Annotated in this window: 1 protein-coding gene; it reads right to left on the bottom strand. The window is 75.6% G+C overall.

The genetic code is table 11. The features are described 5' to 3' along the window. Positions 1-20220, bottom strand: coding sequence for a type I polyketide synthase (locus ACRB68_RS41865; protein ID WP_235960963.1), 20220 nt, complete (start codon positions 20218-20220; stop codon positions 1-3). Positions 20221-20228: the final 8 nt, after the last annotated feature.

Here is a 20228-nt window from a genome sequence, read left to right as displayed (position 1 = left end):
TCACGCCTCCCGCATCAGGTCGTCGAGGCCGGAGCCGTCGAGCGCCATGTTGATCAGATCCTCGGTGTCCATCGTGTCGATCGAAACGTCGTCGGCCTCGGCCTCGGCGGGGTGGCCGTCCGGCCGTCCGGTGCCGAGGCCCGCGAGTTCCAGCAGGCTGTCGAGCAGGCCCGCGTCGCGGAGGCGGTGCAGGGGGATGTCGCGCAGGGCCACGCGGACCGCGGCCTCCTCGCCCGTGCCGTCGGCCTCCGCCGGGACGAGCACCTCCAGCAGGTGGTCGGCGAGCTCCCGCGCGCTCGGATGGTCGAACACCATCGTGGCGGGCAGCCGCCTGCCGACGATCGCGCCCAGGCTGTTGCGGAGCTCGACCGCCGCCAGCGAGTCGAAGCCGAGGTCGCGGAAGGCCCGTTCGGGTTCGATCGTGTCGGCCCTGGTGTGGCCGAGCGCGACCGCCGCCTGGGTGCGGACGGTGTCCAGGACCAGGTCGTCGCGGTCGGCCGGGGACAGCGCGGCGAGCTTGCGCTGGAAGGCCTCGCCCGCGCCGGAGTCGGCATGGGCGGTGCGCCGCGACGGTCCGCGGACCAGGCCGCGCAGGATCTCCGGCGCCTCCGCCGCGGTGAGGCCGGTCAGGTCGAGCGGCATCGGGACGAGCAGGGGCGTGCCCAGGGCCAAGGCGGTGTCGAACAGGCCGAGGCCTTCCGCCGGGGAGATCGGGACGACTCCGCCCCGGCTGAGCCTCGTCCGGTCGGCGCCGTCCAGGCCCGCGCCCATGCCGTCCTCCCACAGGCCCCAGGCCAGGGACTGGGCGGGCAGGCCCCGGGCGCGGCGGTGGGCGGCGAGCGCGTCGAGGGAGACGTTCGCCGCCGCGTACGCCGCCTGGCCCGGCGCGCCCATCACCCCGGCAGCGGAGGAGAACAGGACGAACGCGGCCAGATCCATGCCGAGCGTCAGTTCGTGCAGGTTCCAGGCCGCCTCGGCCTTCGGCCGCAGCACCCGCGCCAGCCGGTCCGCGGTCAGCGCGGAGACGACACCGTCGTCCAGGACGCCCGCGGCATGGACCACCGCGCCGAGCCGGCGCCCGTCGAGCAGTTCTTCCACGGCCGCCCGGTCGGCGACGTCGCACGCCACGACCTCCACGACCGCGCCCAGCCCGGTCAGCTCGGCGACCAGCTCGGCCGCGCCCGGAGCCTCCGGACCGCGCCGGCCGGTCAGCAGCAGCTCCCTGACCCCGTGAGCCGTCACCAGATGGCGGGCCAGCAACCGGCCGAGCGCGCCGAGCCCGCCGGTGATCAGGACCGGCCCGTCGGCGACGAGGACGTGGTCGGCGGCGCCGTCCGTGAGGCGGGCGAGCCTCGGCACGTAAGCCGTGCCGTCCCGGACGACGACCTGTGATCCGTTCGCGGCGAGCGCGAGCGGCAGGGCGGCGTCCTCGTCGAGGTCGGCGAGGACGATCCGGCCCGGATCCTCCGACTGGGCGCTGCGGACCAGGCCCCACACCGCGGCGCCCGGCAGGTCGGAGACGTCCTCGCCGGGCAGCCCCATCGCCCCCGACGTCGCGATCACCAGGGTCGCGTCGGCGAACCGGTCGCCGCCGAGCCAGTCCTGGACGATCCCGAGCGCCGCCGCGGCGTCGGCGGGACGGGCCACCACCACCGCGGGCACCGGGCCGTCCGCCGGGATCTCGCTCCAGTCGACCGCCTCGGCGTCCGCCGGGACGGCCGGGACGGGGATCCAGTCGACCTGGAACAGGCCGTCGTGGACGGGGGCGGCCGCGGCGAGCGCGTCCGCCGGCAGGGGGCGCAGGACCAGGGAGCCGACGGAGGCCACCGGATGGCCGGAGGCGTCAGCCGCGCTCAGCGAGAACCCGCCGTCCCCGGCCGGGGAGACCCTCAACCGCAGGGCGTTGGCGCCGGTCGCATGCAGTTCCACCCCGGTCCAGGCGAACGGAAGGGCCGCCTCGTCGCCGCCCGAGGACAGGGCGATGGCGTGGAGGGCGGCGTCCAGGAGGGCCGGGTGGAGACCGAATCCGGTGGCGTCGGTGTCGGCGGGCAGCGCCACCTCGGCGTAGACGTCGGCGCCGGCCGACCAGGCCGCGCGCAGCCCGCGGAACACCGGGCCGTACTCCAGCCCGCCTTCCGCGAGATCGGCGTAGAGGCCGTCGAGCGGGATCGGCCGTGCCCCGGCCGGCGGCCACTGCGTGAGCCCCGACGGCCGTTCGGCGGCGGCCGTCAACAGGCCTTCGGCGTGCCGGATCCAGGTCCGGCCGGACCGGGAGTGGACGCTGACGGTGCGGCGGCCGGTGCCGTCGTCGCCACCGACCGTCACCCGGATCGGGACGGCGGACCGCTCGGGCAGCACGAGCGGCGCTTCCAGGGTGAGCTCCTCCACCCGGGACAGCCCGATCTCGTCCCCGGCCCGGACCGCGAGCTCCACGAGCCCGGCGCCGGGGAACAGGAGCGTGCCGCCGACGGCGTGGTCGGCGAGCCAGGGCTGGTCGGCCACCGAGAGCCTGCCGGTGAGGACGAGGCCGTCGGTCGCGGGCAGCACCATCGACGCGCCCAGCAGCGGATGGGTCACCGCCTCCAGGCCGGCGGTGTCGGCGCCCGTCCCGTAGGACGACTCGATCCAGAACCGCTCCCGCTGGAAGGCGTAGGTCGGCAGATCGACCCGGCGGCCGTCGGCGAGGAGCCGTTCCCAGGCGAGCCCGACCCCGTTGACGTGCAGCCCGGCGATGGCCGTCAGCAGGGTGCGGGCCTCGGGGCGGTCGCCGCGCAGCGCGGCCGCGGTCAGTGCCTTCTCTGACGCGGCCGACCGGGCGGCCAGCCCGGTGAGGACCCCGTCGGGGCCGATCTCCAGGTAGCGGGTGACGCCGGCGGACTCCAGGTGGCGGATGCCGTCGGCGAACCGGACGGCCGCGCGGACGTGCCGCACCCAGTAGTCCGCGTCGGCGGCGTCGAGGAGCCCGCCGGTCACGTTCGACACGACCGGGATCGCCGGCGGCCGGTACTCCAGGGCCTCGGCCTCCCGGCGGAACTCCGCCAGCATCGGCTCCATCAGCGGCGAGTGGAACGCGTGCGACACCCGCAGCCGGCTGGTCTTGCGTCCCTGCCCGGAGAAGATCTCCGCGATCTTCGTCGTGGTGACGGCTTCGCCCGAGACCACGACCGAGCGGGGACCGTTGACCGCCGCGATCCCCACCTCGCCGGTGAGCAGCGGCAGCACCTCCTCCTCGGTCGCCTCGATCGCGATCATCGCTCCGCCGGGTGGCAACGCCTGCATCAGCCGGCCGCGCGCGGCGACCAGACGCGCCGCGTCGGCCAGCGAGAGGATCCCGGCCGCGTGGGCGGCGCCGATCTCGCCGATCGAATGGCCCGCCACGAAGTCGGGGCGGACGCCCCAGGACTCCAGCAGCCGGTAGAGGGCCACCTCGAACGCGAACAGTCCGGTCTGGGTGTAGACCGTCTGGTTCAGGGCCTCCTCGTCGCCCCACGCCACTTCCCGCAGCGGCCGCTCCAGCAGACCGTCGAGTTCGGCGCAGGCCGCGTCGAAGGCCTCCGCGAACACCGGGAACGCCTCATACAGCTCCCGCCCCATGCCCGGCCGCTGGCTGCCCTGACCGGAGAACAGGAACGCCAGCTTGCCGGAGGCGGCCGAGCCGGTGGTGAGGCCGGCCGCCGGGACGCCGTCGGCGAGCGCCGTGAGCCCGGCGAGCGCCTCGGCGCGGTCGGCGACGACGACGATCGCCCGGTGCTCCAGTGCGGCCCGCAGGGTGCCGAGCGAGTACGCGACGTCCAGCGGTTCCAGGTCGGGACGGTCGGCGAGGAAGTCGCGAAGCCTGCGGGCCTGGCCCCTGAGCGCCGCGGCGTCCGGGGCCGTCACCGGCAGCGGTACGGGAGCCTTGGGCTCCGGGCGCGGCGCGGGCTCGGCGGGCTCCGGCGCCTCCTCGATGATCACGTGGGCGTTGGTGCCGCTGATGCCGAAGGAGGAGATCCCGGCCCTGCGCGGACGTCCGTTCACGGGCCAGTCGCGGGCCTCGGTCAGCAGGCTGACGTCGCCTTCCGTCCAGTCGACCTGGTGGGTCGGCTCGTCGACGTGCAGCGTCTTGGGCAGCACGCCGTGCCGCATCGCCTGCACCATCTTGATGATCCCGGCGACGCCGGCCGCGGCCTGGGTGTGCCCGATGTTGGACTTGATCGAGCCCAGCCACAGTGGGGAGTCCTCGGGACGGTCCTGGCCGTAGGTCGCCAGCAGCGCCTGCGCCTCGATCGGGTCGCCCAAGGTGGTTCCGGTGCCATGCGCCTCGACGGCGTCCACGTCGGCGACCGTAAGGCCCGCGTTGGCAAGCGCCGCGCGGATCACCCGCCGCTGCGACGGCCCGTTCGGCGCGGTCAGGCCGTTGGACGCGCCGTCCTGGTTGACCGCACTCCCCCGCAGGATCGCCAGCACGGGATGGCCGAGCCGGCGCGCGTCCGACAGCCGCTCCACCACCAGCGTTCCGACGCCCTCGCCCCAGCCGGTGCCGTCGGTGGACGCGGCGAAGGACTTGCAGCGCCCGTCCCTGGCGAGGCCGCGCTGCCGGCTGAACTCGATGAAGGTCTCCGGCGTCGCCATGACCGTGACGCCGCCGGCCAGCGCGAGGGAGCATTCCCCCGCCCGGAGCGCCTGCGCGGCCAGGTGCAGCGCCACCAGCGAGGAGGAGCAGGCGGTGTCGACCGAGATGGCCGGCCCTTCGAGGCCGAGGGCGTAGGCGATGCGGCCGGAGACGATGGCGCCCGTGCTGTTGTTGAAGGTGTAGTCGTGGTACATCACCCCGGCGAACACGCCCGTGGAGCTGCCCTTGAGGGTGGTCGGGTCGATCCCGGCCCGCTCCAGCGCCTCCCACGACGCCTCCAGCAGCAGCCGCTGCTGCGGGTCGATCGTCAGCGCCTCGTTCGGGCTGATCCCGAAGAACCCGGCGTCGAAGTCGCCCGCGTCGTAAAGGAATCCGCCCTGGTCGGTGTAGGTGGTCTCGGGGCGCAGTCCTTCGGGGTCGTAGATGCGCTCCAGGTTCCAGCCGCGGTCGTCGGGGAACGCCGAGATACCGTCGGCGCCTTCGGAGACCAGCCGCCACAGGTCGTCGGGGGACTCGACGCCGCCCGGATAGCGGCAGGCCATCCCGACGATCGCGATCGGCTCGTCGCTCGTGGCGGCCCTGGCGACCGGCACTGCCTCCTCGGCGCCGGACCCCAGCAGTTCGTCGTGCAGGAACCTGGCCAGGACGGGCGGGGCCGGGTGGTCGAAGACGAGCGTCGCGGGCAGCCGCAGCCCGGTGACCTCGGCGAGGCCGTTGCGGAGCTCCACCGCCGACAGAGAGTCGAAACCGAGGTCGCGGAACGCCCGGTCCTCGATCGCGTCCGCGCCGGCGTGGCCGAGGATCGTCGCGGCCAGGTCGCGGACCAGGTCGAGCAGCGCCTCCTCACGGTCCTGGACGGGCAGCGCCGTGAGCTGCTCGCGGAACCGGGAGGCGGCGGCCGACCGCGCTCCGGCCGAGCGGCGGGACGGGCCCCGCACCAGGCCCCGCAGGACGGCCGGCACGTCGGCCGTGTCCTGTCCCCGCAGATCGAGCCGCATCGGCACCAGCAGCGGTTCGGCATGGCCGATCGCGGCGTCGAACAGGGCCAGTCCCTGTTCCGGTGTGAGCCCGGTCGTGCCGGTGCGCTGCCGGTCGGCGTCGCTGAGGTCGGCGCCCATGCCGGTGCCGGTGTCCCACAGGCCCCAGGCGAGAGCCTGGGCCGGCAGGCCGAGGGCGCGGCGGTGGTAGGCGAGGGCGTCGAGGTAGGCGTTGGCGGCGGCGTAGCTGCCCTGTCCAGGAGAGCCGACCACACCGGCCGCGGAGGAGAACAGCACGAACGCGGCCAGGTCCATGCCGAGCGTCAGGTCGTGCAGGTTCCGGGCCGCCTCGGCCTTCGGCCGCAGCACCCGCTCCAAGCGCTCCGCGGTGAGCGAGGAGATGACCCCGTCGTCCAGGACGCCCGCGGCATGGATCACCGCGCCGAGCCGGCGCCCTTCGAGCAGGTCGGCGAGGGCCGCGCGGTCGGCGGCGTCGCACGCCACCGCCTCGACGGCCGCGCCCAGGCCGGTCAGCTCGGCGACCAGCTCGGCCGCGCCCGGAGCCTTCAGACCGCGCCGGCCGACGAGCACCAGTTCCCGCGCTCCGTGCGCCGTCACCAGATGGCGGGCCAGCAGCCCGCCGAGGGTGCCCAGCCCGCCGGTGATGAGGACGGGACCGGTGCCGAACGCGGGTGCGTCCACGGGGTCCCCCGCCGGGCGGGCCCGGGTGAGGCGCGGCACGAGAACGGTGCCGTCCCGCACGACGACCTGCGGTTCCGCGGCGGCGACGGCCGCCGCCAGCGCCGCGGGCCCGTCGAGGTCGGCGAGCAAGATCCGGCCCGGATCCTCCGACTGGGCGCTGCGGACCAGGCCCCACACGGCGGCCGCCGCCGGATCGACCGGGTCCGCGCCGAGGGGCCCCATCGCGCCCGACGTCGCCACGACGAGCGTCGCGTCGGCGTACCGGTCGCCGCCGAGCCAGTCCTGGACGATCCCGAGCGCCGCCGCGGCGTCGGCGGGACGGGCCACCACCACCGCGGGCACCGGGCCGTCCGCCGGAAGGCCGGCCCACTCCGCCGCCGTGATCTCGGCCGGGGTGACGGGGACGGGCGTCCACTGGAGCCGGAAGAGCGCCTCGTTCACGATCGGCCGGGACAAGGCCTCCTCGGCGGCGGCGAGCGGCCGCACCGTCAGGGAGCTCACCGAGGCGACCGGTGCCCCGTCGGCGCCCGCCGCGTCGAGCGCCACGACGCCGTCGCGGAGCGGGCGGATCCGCAAGCGGAGCTCCGCCGCACCGGAGGCGTGCAGCTCGATGCCCGACCAGGCGAACGGCAGCGCCGGCTCCTCGCCCCGCTCGGCGGCCGTCAGCGCGATCGCGTGCAGGCCCGCGTCGAGCAGCGCCGGGTGCAGGCCGAAGGCGTCGGCCTCGGCGCCGTCCGGCAGGACGGCCTCCGCGAAGATCTCGCCGCCGGAACGCCAGGCCGCCTTCAGCCCCTGGAAGACCGGGCCGTAGGCGAGGCCGCCTTCCGCCAGTCCGGGGTAGAGGCCGCCGAGCGGGATCGGCTCGGCGCCCGCCGGCGGCCAGGGGCCGGTCCCGGCGGCCGGGGCCGCCGCTCCGCGGGTCAGGGAGCCGGCGGCGTGCCGGGTCCACGGAAGGTCGGGGGCGTCGTCGACGCGCGAGAACACCTCGACGGTGCGGTGCGGGCCGTCCTGCGGGCCGACGACGACCTGGACGGCGACGCCGCCGCGCTCGGGCAGCACCAGCGGCGCCTCCAGGGTCAGTTCCTCGATCCGCGGCAGGCCGACCTGGTCGCCCGCGCGGACGGCGAGTTCCACGAACCCGGTGCCGGGGAAGATCACCGTGCCGGCGACGACATGGTCGGCGAGCCAGGGCTGGGCGGCCGCCGAGAGGCGTCCGGTCAGTACGACGCCGCCGGTTCCGGCGAGGGCCACGGCGGCGCCGAGCAGCGGATGGCCGGCGTCGTCCAGGCCGATCGAGACCGGGTCGCCGCTCGCGGCGGAGTCCGTCAGCCAGTAGTGCTGCCGGTCGAAGGCGTAGGTGGGCAGGTCGACGCGGGTGCCGGCGAGCATCCGCGCCCAGCCGACCGGGACGCCCACGCTGTGCAGCCGCGCCAGGGCCGCCAGCACGGAGCGCGCCTCGGGCCGTCCCTTGCGCAGGGTCGCCGCCAGGACCGCGTCAGTGGACTCGACGCTCTGCTGGGCGAGGCCGGTCAGGACCCCGTCGGGGCCGATCTCCAGGTAGCGGGTGACGCCCTCGCCCTCCAGATAGCGGATGCCGTCGGCGAACCGGACCGCCTCCCGGACGTGCCGCACCCAGTACTCGGCGGACGCCACGTCGGCCACGCCGCCGGACACGTTCGACACGACGGGAATCCGCGGCGCCAGGAACTCCAGCCCCTCGACCACCTGCCGGAACTCCGCCAGCATCGGCTCCATCAGCGGCGAATGGAACGCATGCGACACCTTGAGCCGCGACGACTTGCGGCCCCGCCCGGAGAAGACCTCCACGACCTCCGCCACGGCCGCCTCCTCACCGGAGACCACCACCGACGCGGGCCCGTTGACGGCCGCGATCCCCACCCCGCCGGTGAGCAGCGGCAGCACCTCCTCCTCGGACGCCTCGACCGCGACCATCGCCCCGCCCGAAGGCAGCCCCTGCATCAGCCGGCCACGAGCCGCCACCAGACGGCAAGCGTCCGCCAGCGAGAGGATCCCGGCTGCGTGGGCGGCGCCGATCTCACCGATCGAATGCCCCGCCACGAAATCGGGGCGGACACCCCACGACTCCAGCAGCCGGTACAGGGCCACCTCGAACGCGAACAGTCCGGTCTGGGTGAACACCGTCTGGTTCAGGGCCTCCTCATCACCCCACACCACTTCCCGCAGCGGCCGCTCCAGCAGCCCGTCCAGCTCCGCACACACCGCATCGAAAGCCTCAGCGAACACCGGGAACGCCTCATACAGCTCCCGCCCCATGCCCGGCCGCTGGCTGCCCTGACCGGAGAACAGGAACGCCAGCCGGCCGAGGACGGCCCGCCCCGCGAAGACCGCCGCCGAGCGCTCGCCCGCGGCGAGCGCCGCCAGGCCCGCCAGGAGTTCCTCGCGGTCAACGCCGACGACCACACCGCGGTGTTCGAGCACCGACCGGCCGGTCGCCAGCGAGAACGCCACGTCGGCCGGGTCCAGGTCCGGCCGCTCCTCGACATGGGAGCGCAGGCGGGCGGCCTGCGCGGCCAGCGCCTCCCGGGTCCTCCCCGACACGAGCCACGGCACCGCTCCCCCGGGGACGGCGGCGGGCGCGGCGGGCTCCTCCCCCGGCACGTACTCGATGATCACGTGGGCGTTGGTGCCGCTGATCCCGAACGACGACACCCCGGCCCGGCGCGGACGCCCGGTCTCCGGCCACGGGTGCTCCTCGGTGAGCAGGCGGACGTCACCGGCGGTCCAGTCGACCTGCGGGGTCGGCTCGTCCACGTTCAGCGTCCTGGGCAGCACCCCGTGCCGCATCGCCTCGATCATCTTGATGACGCTCGCCGCGCCGGCCGCCGCCTGGGCGTGCCCGATGTTCGACTTCACCGACCCCAGCCACAGTGGACGCCCCTCGGGACGGTCCTGCCCGTAGGTCGCCAGCAGCGCCTGCGCCTCGATCGGATCGCCCAGCATCGTTCCGGTGCCGTGCGCGTCGACCGCGTCGACCTCCGCCGCGGTCAGCCCGGCCACCGCGAGGGCCTGCCGGATCACCCGCCGCTGCGACGGCCCGTTCGGGGCGGTCAGGCCGTTGGACGCGCCGTCCTGGTTGACCGCGCTGCCCCGCACGATCGCGTGCACCTTGTGGCCGTTGCGGACGGCGTCCGACAGGCGTTCGACGAGCAGCACGCCGACGCCCTCGCCCCAGGCGGTCCCGTCGGCGCCGGCCGCGAACGCCTTCACCCGGCCGTCGCGGGCCAGGCCGCGCTGCCGGCTGAACTCCACGAACGTCTCCGGCGTCGACATCACCACGACACCGCCGGCCAGCGCCAGCGAGCACTCCCCCGACCGCAGCGCCTGCGCGGCCAGGTGCAACGCCACCAGCGACGACGAACACGCGGTGTCGATCATGATGGAGGGGCCTTCGAATCCGAAGGTGTAGGAGACCCGGCCCGCGAGCAGGGCCCCGGTGCTGCTGCTGTGCGCGTAGTCGTGGTAGGTCATGCCGGCGAACACGCCGGTGGCGCTGCCGCGCAGGGTCGCGGGGTCGATGCCGGCCCGCTCCAGCGCCTCCCACGACACCTCCAGCAGCAGCCGCTGCTGCGGGTCCATGAGCAGGGCCTCGTTGGGGCTGATGCCGAAGAACCCGGCGTCGAAGCGGGCCGCGTCGTAGAGGAAGCCGCCCTGGTCGACGTAGCTGGTGTCGGGGCGGGTCTCGGTGGGGTCGTAGATCCGGTCGGCGTCCCAGCCCCGGTCGCCGGGGAAGCCCGCGATGCCCTCCCGGCCCTCGGCGACCAGCCGCCACAGGTCCTCCGGCGATCCGACGCCGCCGGGATAGCGGCACGCCATGCCGACGATCACGATCGGGTCGTCGTCCAGGGCCGCGACCGGCAGCACCGCGCCGTCGTCGACGGCGCCCGCCAGCTCGTCCAGGAGATGCCCGGCGAGCACGGCCGGCGTCGGATAGTCGAACACCAGGGTGGCCGGCAGGCGCAGGCCGGTCGCCTCGGCGACGCCGTTGCGCAGCTCGACGGCGGCGAGGGAGTCCACGCCCAGCTCGCGGAACGCCCGGTCCGGCTCGATGTCCTCGCCCCTGGCGTAGCCGAGGACGGCGGCCGCCTGACGGCGCACGATGGCCAGCAGCGCGCCGGACCACTCGGTCTCCGGCAGCCCCGCCAGCAGGCTCCGCAGCGCCGCCGACCCGGCCGAGGCGTCGGCCGCGCGCCGCCTCGTCGCCGGGACCAGCGCGTGGAAGATCTCCGGGAGCTGCTCCTCGGCGCGCAGGCCCGCGAGGTCCAGCCGGATCGGGACCACGGCGGGCAGGCCGGTGCGGCCCGCCGCGTCGAACACCTCAAGGCCCTGCTCGGGCGGCATGGCGAGCATGCCGCCGCGCGAGTGCCGGGCGCGGTCGGCACCGCCGAGCGCGCCCGCCATGCCGCCGTCCAGGTCCCACAGGCCCCAGGCGAGGGCCTGCGCGGGCAGACCGGCCGCACGGCGGTGGACGGCGAGCGCGTCCAGGTAGGCGTTGGCGGCGGCGTAGTTGCCCTGGCCCGGCGCGCCGATCACGCCGGCGGCGGAGGAGAACATCACGAACGCCGTCAGGTCCATGTCCCTGGTCAGCTCGTGCAGGTTCCAGGCGGCGTCGGTCTTCGGGCGCATCACGGCCTCGAGCCGCTCCGGAGTCAGCGACGCCAGGACGCCGTCGTCCAGGACGCCCGCGATGTGCAGGACCCCGCCGAGCCGGCGGCCCGCCAGCAGCGCGGCCACGGCTTCGCCGTCGGCGACGTCGCAGGCCGCCACCTCCACCCGCGCGCCCAGCCCGGCCAGCTCCTCGGCCAGGTCGGCGGCGCCCGGGGTGGCGAGGCCGCGGCGGCCGGTCAGCAGCAGCTCCCGCACCCCGTGGACGGTGACGAGGTGGCGGGCCAGCAGCCCGCCCAGCGCGCCGAGCGCACCGGTGATCAGGACGGGTCCGGTGAACACCGTGACGGGGCGGGGTTCGTCCGGGTCGATCGCGACCCGGCTCATCCGGGGCGCGTGGAGGCGTCCGCCGCGGACCGCGAGATGCGGTTCGCCGGTGGCCAGCGCGGCGGGGACGGCCGACAGGTCCGCCGGGTCCTCGACATCGATCAGGACGACGCGTCCCGGCTCCTCCATCTGGGCGCTGCGGACCAGGCCGGCGACGGCCGCCCCGGCGAGGTCGGTGACGTCGCCGGCGGGCACGGCGACCGCGCCGGACGTCACCACGGCGAGCGTCGCGGCGGCGTGGCGGTCGTCGGCGAGCCACTCCTGGACGACGGCCATGGCCCGCTCGGCGGCGGCCCGCGCCTCCGGCCCCGTCGTGCCGGGCGGGGAGGCGAACACCACGGCCGCCGGGACGTCCGCGCCGGCTTCGCGTTCGTCCCAGGCGACCGGCGCCGGCCCGGTGGTCTCCGGAGCGGTGACGGGCACCCACCTGACCCGGTACAGGGACTCGTGGCGGGGCGCCCGGGAGAGCCGGTCGCGGACCTCGGCGACCGGCGCGGCGGCCAGGGACCCGGCCGACAGCACGGGCCTGCCGGCGGAGTCGGCGGCGGCCGCCTCCAGCAGGCCGTCCCCGATCGGGCGGAGCCGGATCCGCAGGGCCGCGGCGCCCGCGGCGTGCAGCTCCACTCCGGACCAGGCGACCGGGACGGCCGCCGTTCCCACCCCGGTCAGCGCGACGGACTGGAGGACGCCGTCGAGGAGGGCAGGGTGCAGCCCGTAGGAGCCGGGCGCGGTCCCTTCGGGCAGGGCCGCCTCGGCGAACACCTCCTCGCCGGACCGCCACGCCGCCCGCAGCACCCGGAAGACGGGCCCGTGGTCGAGGCCTTCTTCGGCGAAACGCTCGTACAGCCCCGCCAGGTCGACCGGTTCCGCTCCGGGCGGCGGCCAGGCCGCGAGACCGGATGCGTCGGCTTCGGCCCGGACGGCGCCCAGCGCGCCGGTCGCATGCCGGACCCACGGCAGGTCGGGGGCGTCCTCACCCCGCGAATGGATCTCCACGGGGCGGCGGCCGTCGGCGCCGGGGGCTCCGACGAGCACCTGGAGGACGATGCCGCCCCGCTCGGGCAGCGGGAGAGGCGCCTCGAGGGTGAGTTCCTCGATCCGGGACAGGCCGATCTCGTCGCCGGCGCGGACGGCCAGGTCGACGAAGGCGGCGCCGGGGAACACCGGGGTGCCGTCGATGGCGTGGTCGGCGGTCCAGGGGTGGGTTCCGGCGGTGAGACGGCCGGTGAGGACCAGTTCACCGGAGGCCGCCATCGTGACGGCCGCGCCGAGCAGCGGGTGGTCGGGGGCGCTCAGGCCGACCGCCGACAGGTCGCCGGTGCCGGCGCCCGACGGCAGCCAGTAGGTCTGCCGTTCGAAGGGGTAGGTCGGCAGGTCCACCCGGTGGGCGTCCCGGCCGGCGAAGAACGCCTCCCAGGCGACCGGGACCCCGTTCACGTGCAGTCCCGCGACCGCGGACAGCAGGGATCGCACCTCGGGCCGGTCCTTGCGGGACGCCGCCACGAGGACGGCCTTCGCCGACTCCACCGACGCGGCCGCCATCGCGGTCAGCACCCCGTCGGGACCGATCTCCAGGAAGCGGGACGCCCCGGCCGCCTCCAGTGCCCGCACCCCGTCGGCGAACCGGACCGCCTCACGGACGTGCCGCACCCAGTGGTCGGCGGAGGCCAGCTGCTCGGTGGAGGCGGCCCCGCCCGTCAGCGTCGACACCAGGCGGATCGTCGGCTGCCCGTAGGACAGCCCCTCGGCGACCTGCCGGAACTCCGCCAGCATCGGCTCCATCAGCGGCGAATGGAACGCGTGCGACACCTTGAGCCGCGAGGTCTTGCGGCCCCGTTCGGCGAAGGCCTCGACGATCTTCGCGACGGCGCCCTCGGCGCCGGACACGACGACCGCGTCGGGCCCGTTCACGGCGGCGATCCCGATCTCGCCGGTGAGCAGCGGCAGCACCTCGGCCTCCGCAGCCTGGATCGCGGCCATCGCCCCGCCGGCGGGAAGCGCCTGCATCAGCCGGCCGCGCGCCGCGACCAGGCGGGCGGCGTCCCGCAGCGGCAGAAGCCCCGCCACATGCGCCGCGCCGATCTCGCCGATCGAATGGCCCGCCACGAAATCGGGGCGGACACCCCAGGACTCCAGCAGCCGGTACAGGGCCACCTCGAACGCGAACAGTCCGGTCTGGGTGTAGACCGTCTGGTTCAGGGCCTCCTCATCACCCCACACCACTTCCCGCAACGGCCGCTCCAACAGGCCGTCCAGCTCCGCACACACCGCCTCGAAAGCCTCCGCGAACACCGGAAACGCCTCATACAGCTCCCGCCCCATGCCCGGCCGCTGGCTGCCCTGACCGGAGAAGACGAACGCGAGCCGCCCCGCCCCCGCCTTGCCGGAGATGGCGGACGCCGAACGGCCGCCGTCCGCGAGCACGGCGAGACCGTCCAGCAGCTCGGCCCGGCCCTCGCCGACCACGACCGCCCGGTGTTCGAGCGCCGCGCGCCCCGCCGCCAGGGAGAAGCCCACCGACGCCGGGTCGAGATCGGGGTCGGCCGCGACATGGGCGTGCAGCCTGCGCGCCTGCGCGGCCAGCGCCTCCGGCGTCTTCCCGGACACCGGCCACGGCACGGCACCGGTCGAGGAGACCTCGGGGACCGGTTCCGCCACCGGCTGCTCGATGATCACGTGGGCGTTGGTGCCGCTGATCCCGAAGGAGGAGATCCCGGCCCGCCGCGGGCGCCCGTCCCGCGGCCACTCCCGCGCCTCGGTCAGCAGCCGGACGTTCCCCATCGACCAGTCGACCTGGTGGGTCGGCTCGTCGACGTGCAGCGTCTTGGGCAGCACGCCGTGCCGCATCGCCTGCACCATCTTGATGATCCCGGCGACGCCGGCCGCGGCCTGGGTGTGCCCGATGTTGGACTTGATCGAGCCCAGCCACAGCGGGGAGTCCTCGGGACGATCCTGGCCGTAGGTCGCCAGCAGCGCCTGCGCCTCGATCGGGTCGCCCAGCGTCGTCCCGGTGCCATGCGCCTCGACGGCGTCCACGTCGGCGACCGTAAGGCCCGCGTTGGCCAGCGCCGCGCGGATCACCCGGCGCTGCGACGGCCCGTTCGGCGCGGTCAGGCCGTTGGACGCGCCATCCTGGTTGACCGCGCTCCCCCGCAGGATCGCCAGCACAGGATGGCCGAGCCGGCGGGCGTCCGACAGCCGCTCCACCACCAGGACGCCGACACCCTCGCCCCAGGCGGTGCCGTCGGCCGCCGCCGCGAACGGCTTGGGCCGGCCGTCGGGGGCGAGGTTGCCCTGCGTGCTGAACTCGACGAACGTGTCCGGGGTCGCCATCACGACGACGCCCCCGGCGAGGGCCAGCGAGCACTCCCCCGACCGCAGCGCCTGCGCGGCCAGGTGCAGCGCCACCAGCGAGGAGGAGCAGGCGGTGTCGACCGTCAGCGCCGGGCCCTCCAGGCCGAGGGCGTAGGAGACCCGGCCCGCGACGATCGATCCGGTGTTCGTGTTGTAGGCGTAGTCGTGGTAGGTCAGCCCGGCGAACACGCCGGCCGAGCCGCCCTTCAACGAGTGCGGGTCGATCCCGGCCCGCTCCAGCGCCTCCCACGACGCCTCCAGCAGCAGCCGCTGCTGCGGGTCGATGACCAGCGCCTCGTTCGGGCTGATCCCGAAGAACCCGGCGTCGAAGTCGCCCGCGTCGTGCAGGAAGCCGCCTTCCCGCGTGTAGGTCTTGCCGGGCCGGCCGGGCTCGGGGTCGTAGATCCCGTCGGTGTCCCAGGACCGGCCGGCGGGGAACCCGGTGATGCCTTCGCCGCCCTCGGCGACCAGCCGCCACAGGTCCTCGGGCGACGCGACGCCGCCCGGGTAGCGGCACGCCATGCCGACGATCACGATCGGGTCGTCGTCGGCCCTGGCGACGGTCCGCGCCGGCCCGTCGTCGGCGGCGCCGAGCAGCTCGTCGGCGAGGAATCCGGCCAGGACGACCGGCGTCGGATAGTCGAAGACCAGCGTGGCGGGCAGCCGCAGCCCGGTCGCGGCCGTCATCACGTTGCGGTACTCGACGGCCGACAGCGAGTCGAACCCGAGGTCGCGGAAGGCACGGGCCGGGTCGATCCCGTCGGTTCCGGCATGGCCGAGGACGGCGGCGGCCTGGACCCGCACGATCTCTAGCAGCAGGTCGGCGCGTTCGGGTTCGGTGCGGCGGGCCAGCTGCTCCCTGAGTTCCGAGGTGGCGCCGGAGCCGGACTCGGCGTGCCGCCGGCCGGTGCCGCGGACGAGGTCGCGCAGCAGGTCGGGGACGTCGGCGGCGCGCAGCCCGGCCAGGTCGAGGCGGACCGGCACGAGCAGCGGCCGGTCGACGCCGGTGGCGGTGTCGAACAGGGCGAGGACCTCTTCGGTGGAGAGCGTCCCGCCGATCCGGTGCCGGGCGCCGCTCGGGTCGCCCGCCCATGGGCCCCAGGCCAGCGACCGGGCCGGCAGCCCCCGCGCCCTGCGGTGCGCGGCGAGGGCGTCGAGGCAGGAGGCGGCGGCCGCGTGCGCGCCCTGCGCCGGAGCGCCCAGGACACCGGCGGCCGAGGACAGGAGCACGAACGCCGACAGGTCCATGCCGAGCGTCAGTTCGTGCAGGTTCCACGCCGGGTCCGCGTCGGCGCGCAGGACCGCGGCGACCCGCTCCGGGGTGAGCGAGGAGAGGACGCCGTCGTCCAGGTGGTGCGCGGTGTGGACGACGGCGCCCAGGCTCCGGCCGTCCAGGAGGGCCGCGAGCGCGGCGCGGTCGGCGGTGTCGCAGGCGGCGGTCTCCACCCGCGCGCCGAGCGCGGTCAGCTCGGCCGCCAGACCGGCGAGGACGTCGGTGCCGGGGGCGGTCAGCAACAGGTCGCGGACGCCGCGTCCGGCGACGAGATGGCGGGCCAGTGCGGCGGTCCTGGCATCCTGCGCGCCCGTCACGAGGACGACGCCCGTGATGGCGTCGGGCTCGGCCGCCGCGCCGCGGGGGATCCTGGTCAGGCGGGGAGCGTGGACGACGCCGTCACGGATCATGACCTGGGGTTCGGCGACGGCCAGGGCCAGGTGGGCCGTTTCGGGATCGTCGACGTCGGCGAGGACGATGCGTCCGGGGTCCTCGGACTGGGCGGAGCGGACGAGGCCCCAGACCGCGGCGCCGGACGGGTCCGCGACGTCCTCGCCGTCCCGGGCGACGGCGCCCGAGGTGACCACGAGCAGGGCGGCGCCGTCGGAGCGTCCGCCGGACGACCAGGCGTGCAGGGCGTCGAGGGCCTCGTGGACGTCCGCGGGCCTGGCCGTCTCGACCCGTCCGGGAACGGGAGCGCCGGCGGGGACCGGGACCCAGTCGACGGCGAAGAGCGCGTCGTGGAAGCCGGTGCGGGCGGCGGCGAGCTCGGCGGTGGAGACCGCCCGGAGGGTGAGGGCCCGCACCGAGACGACGGGCCGGCCGGCCGGGTCCAGCGCTTCGAGGGACAGCTCGCCCTCGCCGCGCGGGGTGAGGAGGACGCGGAGGGCGCGGGCGCCCGAGGCGTGCAGTTCGACGCCCGACCAGTGCGCCGGCAGGACGGTGCCGTCGCCGGCGAGCGCGAGTCCCGCGCCGAGCAGCGCCGGGTGCAGGCCGAAGGCGTCCGCGTCGGCCGAGGCGGGAAGCTCCACCTCGGCGAGCAGGGTGTCGCCGTGCCGCCAAGCGGCGCGCAGCCCCTGGAAGACGGGGCCGTATTCGAGGCCGGCGGCCGCCAGGTCGTCGTACAGGCCGGTGACGGACAGCGGTTCGGCGCCGGCCGGCGGCCAGGCCGCGCCGGCGGGCTCGCCGGCGCGGGGCGCGGCGGCCGTGAGCGTGCCGGCGGCGTGGCGCGTCCAGGGCAGGTCGGGGTCGTCGCCGGGACGCGAGTAGATCTCGACGGTGCGGCCGGCCGTGCCGCCGGCGCCCACGACGACCTGGACGGCGACGCCGCCGCGCGCGGGCAGCACCAGCGGCGCCTCGACCTCCAGGTCGGCGACCTGGGGAAGGCCGACCTCGTCGCCCGCCCGGACGGCCAGCTCCACCAGTCCCGCGCCGGGGAAGACGATGGACCCGCCGATGACGTGCTCGGCGAGCCACGGATGGGTGTCGACCGACAGCCGTCCGGTGAGGACCACGCCCTCGGTTCCGGCCAGCATGACGGCCGCGCCCAGCAGCGGATGTCCGGGGACGCCGAGCCCGAAGGAGACGGGGTCGCCGCCGGCGGAGGGGCCGGCCAGCCAGTAGTTCTCGCGGTCGAAGGCGTAGGTGGGCAGGTCGACCCGGCGCCGGCCCGCGCCGCCGTAGAAGGCGGTCCAGTCGACCGGAACGCCGGAGGCGTGCAGGCGCCCGGCGGCCAGCAGCAGGGTGCCGGGCTCGGCGCGGTCCCGGCGGCCGGAGGCGGCCAGGACCGCGTCCTCGGACTCGACGTTCTGCTGGGCGAGGCCGGTCAGGACCCCGTCGGGGCCGATCTCCAGGAAGCGGGTGACGCCCTCGCCCTCCAGATAGCGGATGCCGTCAGCGAACCGGACCGCCTCCCGGACGTGCCGCACCCAGTAGTCCGCGTCGGCCGCGTCGAGGAGCCCGCCGGTCACGTTCGACACGACGGGAATGCGCGGCGCCCGGAACTCCAGCCCCTCTGCCACCTGCCGGAACTCCGCCAGCATCGGCTCCATCAACGGCGAATGGAACGCATGCGACACCTTCAGCCGCGAGGACTTACGGCCCTGTTCGGTGAACACGGCGACGAGCTTCGCGACGGCCGCCTCCTCCCCGGAGACCACCACCGATGCGGGCCCGTTCACGGCCGCGATCCCGACCTCACCGGCGAGCAGCGGCAGCACCTCGGCCTCCGTCGCCTGGACAGCGACCATCGCGCCCCCGGAAGGCAGCGCCTGCATCAGCCGGCCCCGCGCCGCGACCAAACGGGCCGCGTCGGCAAGGGAGAACACCCCGGCCACATGAGCAGCCGCGATCTCCCCGATCGAATGCCCCGCCACAAAATCCGGACGGATCCCCCACGACTCCACCAGGCGATACAGAGCCACCTCGAACGCGAACAACCCCGCCTGGGCGTGAACCGTCTGGTTCAGCGCCTCCTCATCACCCCACACCACCTCACGCAGCGGCCGCTCCAGTAACCCGTCCAGCTCCGCGCAGACCGCATCGAAAGCCTCCGCGAACACCGGAAACGCCTCATACAGCTCCCGCCCCATGCCCGGCCGCTGGCTGCCCTGACCGGAGAACAGGAACGCCGGCCTCCCGGCGGAGTCGGCCTTCCCGCGGACGACGTTGGCCGCCGGGACGCCCTCCGCCAAGGCGGCCAGGCCGCGCAGCAGCCCGTCCCTGTCCTCGCCGACCACGACGCCGCGGTGTTCCAGCGCCGCCCGCCCGGACGCGAGCGAGAACCCCACGTCGGAAAGGTCGAGGCCGGGGCGTTCGGTCAGGAAGGCGTGCAGCCGCCCCGCCTGGGCGGCCAAGGTCTCCGGGGTGCGGCCGGACACGACCCACGGCAGCGCCCCGCCGGCCGGACCCGCCGTGGCGGGGGCCTCCTCCGCCGGAGCCTCCTCGATGATCACGTGCGCGTTGGTGCCGCTGATGCCGAACGACGACACCCCGGCCCGGCGCGGCCGTTCCCCCTCCGGCCAGGCGCGCGCCTCGGTGAGCAGCCGCACGTTCCCGGTCGTCCAGTCCGCCTGCGGGGTCGGCTCGTCGACGTGCAGCGTCTTGGGGAGCACGCCGTTGCGCAGCGCCTCGACCATCTTGATGACGCTCGCCACCCCGGCCGCCGCCTGGGCGTGCCCGATGTTCGACTTCACCGAGCCGAGCCACAACGGGGCGTCGTCCGGGCGGCCCTGGCCGTAGGTCGCGAGCAGCGCCTGCGCCTCGATCGGGTCGCCCAGGGTCGTGCCCGTGCCGTGCGCCTCGACCGCGTCGACGTCGGCGAACGACAGGCCCGCGCCGGCGAGCGCCGCGCGGATCACCCGGCGCTGCGACGGCCCGTTCGGCGCGGTCAGGCCGTTGGACGCGCCGTCCTGGTTGACCGCGCTGCCCCGCACCACCGCGAGCACCGGGTGGCCGAGCCGCCGCGCGTCCGACAGCCGCTCGACGACGAGCATGCCGACGCCCTCGCCCCAGCCGGTCCCGTCGGCCGCGGCGGCGAACGCCTTCACCCGGCCGTCGGGGGCGAGCCCGCGCTGCCTGCTGAACTCCACGAACGTGCCGGGCGTCGCCATGACGGTCACACCGCCGGCCAGCGCCAGCGAGCACTCGCCCGCCCGCAGCGACCTGACCGCCCAGTGCAGCGCCACCAGCGACGACGAGCACGCGGTGTCGACGGTGATCGCCGGTCCCTCGAACCCGAAGGAGTAGGCGACCCGGCCCGAGACCAGCGCTCCGGTCGTCGTGCTGTCGGGGTAGTCGTGGTAGACGAGCCCCGCGAACACCCCGGTGGGGCTGCCCTTCAGCGCCGAAGGGTCGATGCCGGCCCGCTCCAGCGCTTCCCACGACACCTCCAGCAGCAGCCGCTGCTGCGGGTCGGTGATGAGGGCCTCGTTCGGGCTGATCCCGAAGTGGGCGGCGTCGAACGCGCCCGCGTCGTAGAGGAAGCCGCCCTCCCGCACATAGCTGGTGCCGGGACGGCTCGACTCGGGGTCGTACAGTCCGGGGTCCCAGCCGCGGTCGGCCGGGAACTCCCCGACGGCGTCGACCCCGCCGGCCACCAGGTCCCACAGCTTCGCCGGGCTGTCGGCGCCGCCGGGGAACCGGCACGCCATCCCGACGATCGCGATGGGCTCGTGCTCCCGCTCCTCGACCTCCCGAAGGCGCCGCCGGGTGATCTGCAACTCGGCCGTGGCCCGCTTCAGATAGTCGCGGAGCCTGTCATCAGTCGCCATCGAAAAAG

This window comes from Actinomadura macrotermitis (assembly GCF_009604375.1).
GTDB classification, from domain to species: Bacteria; Actinomycetota; Actinomycetes; order Streptosporangiales; family Streptosporangiaceae; genus Spirillospora; species Spirillospora macrotermitis.
Note: the sequence above shows the minus strand (reverse complement) of the source record. Positions and strands in the feature narration are given on the sequence as shown.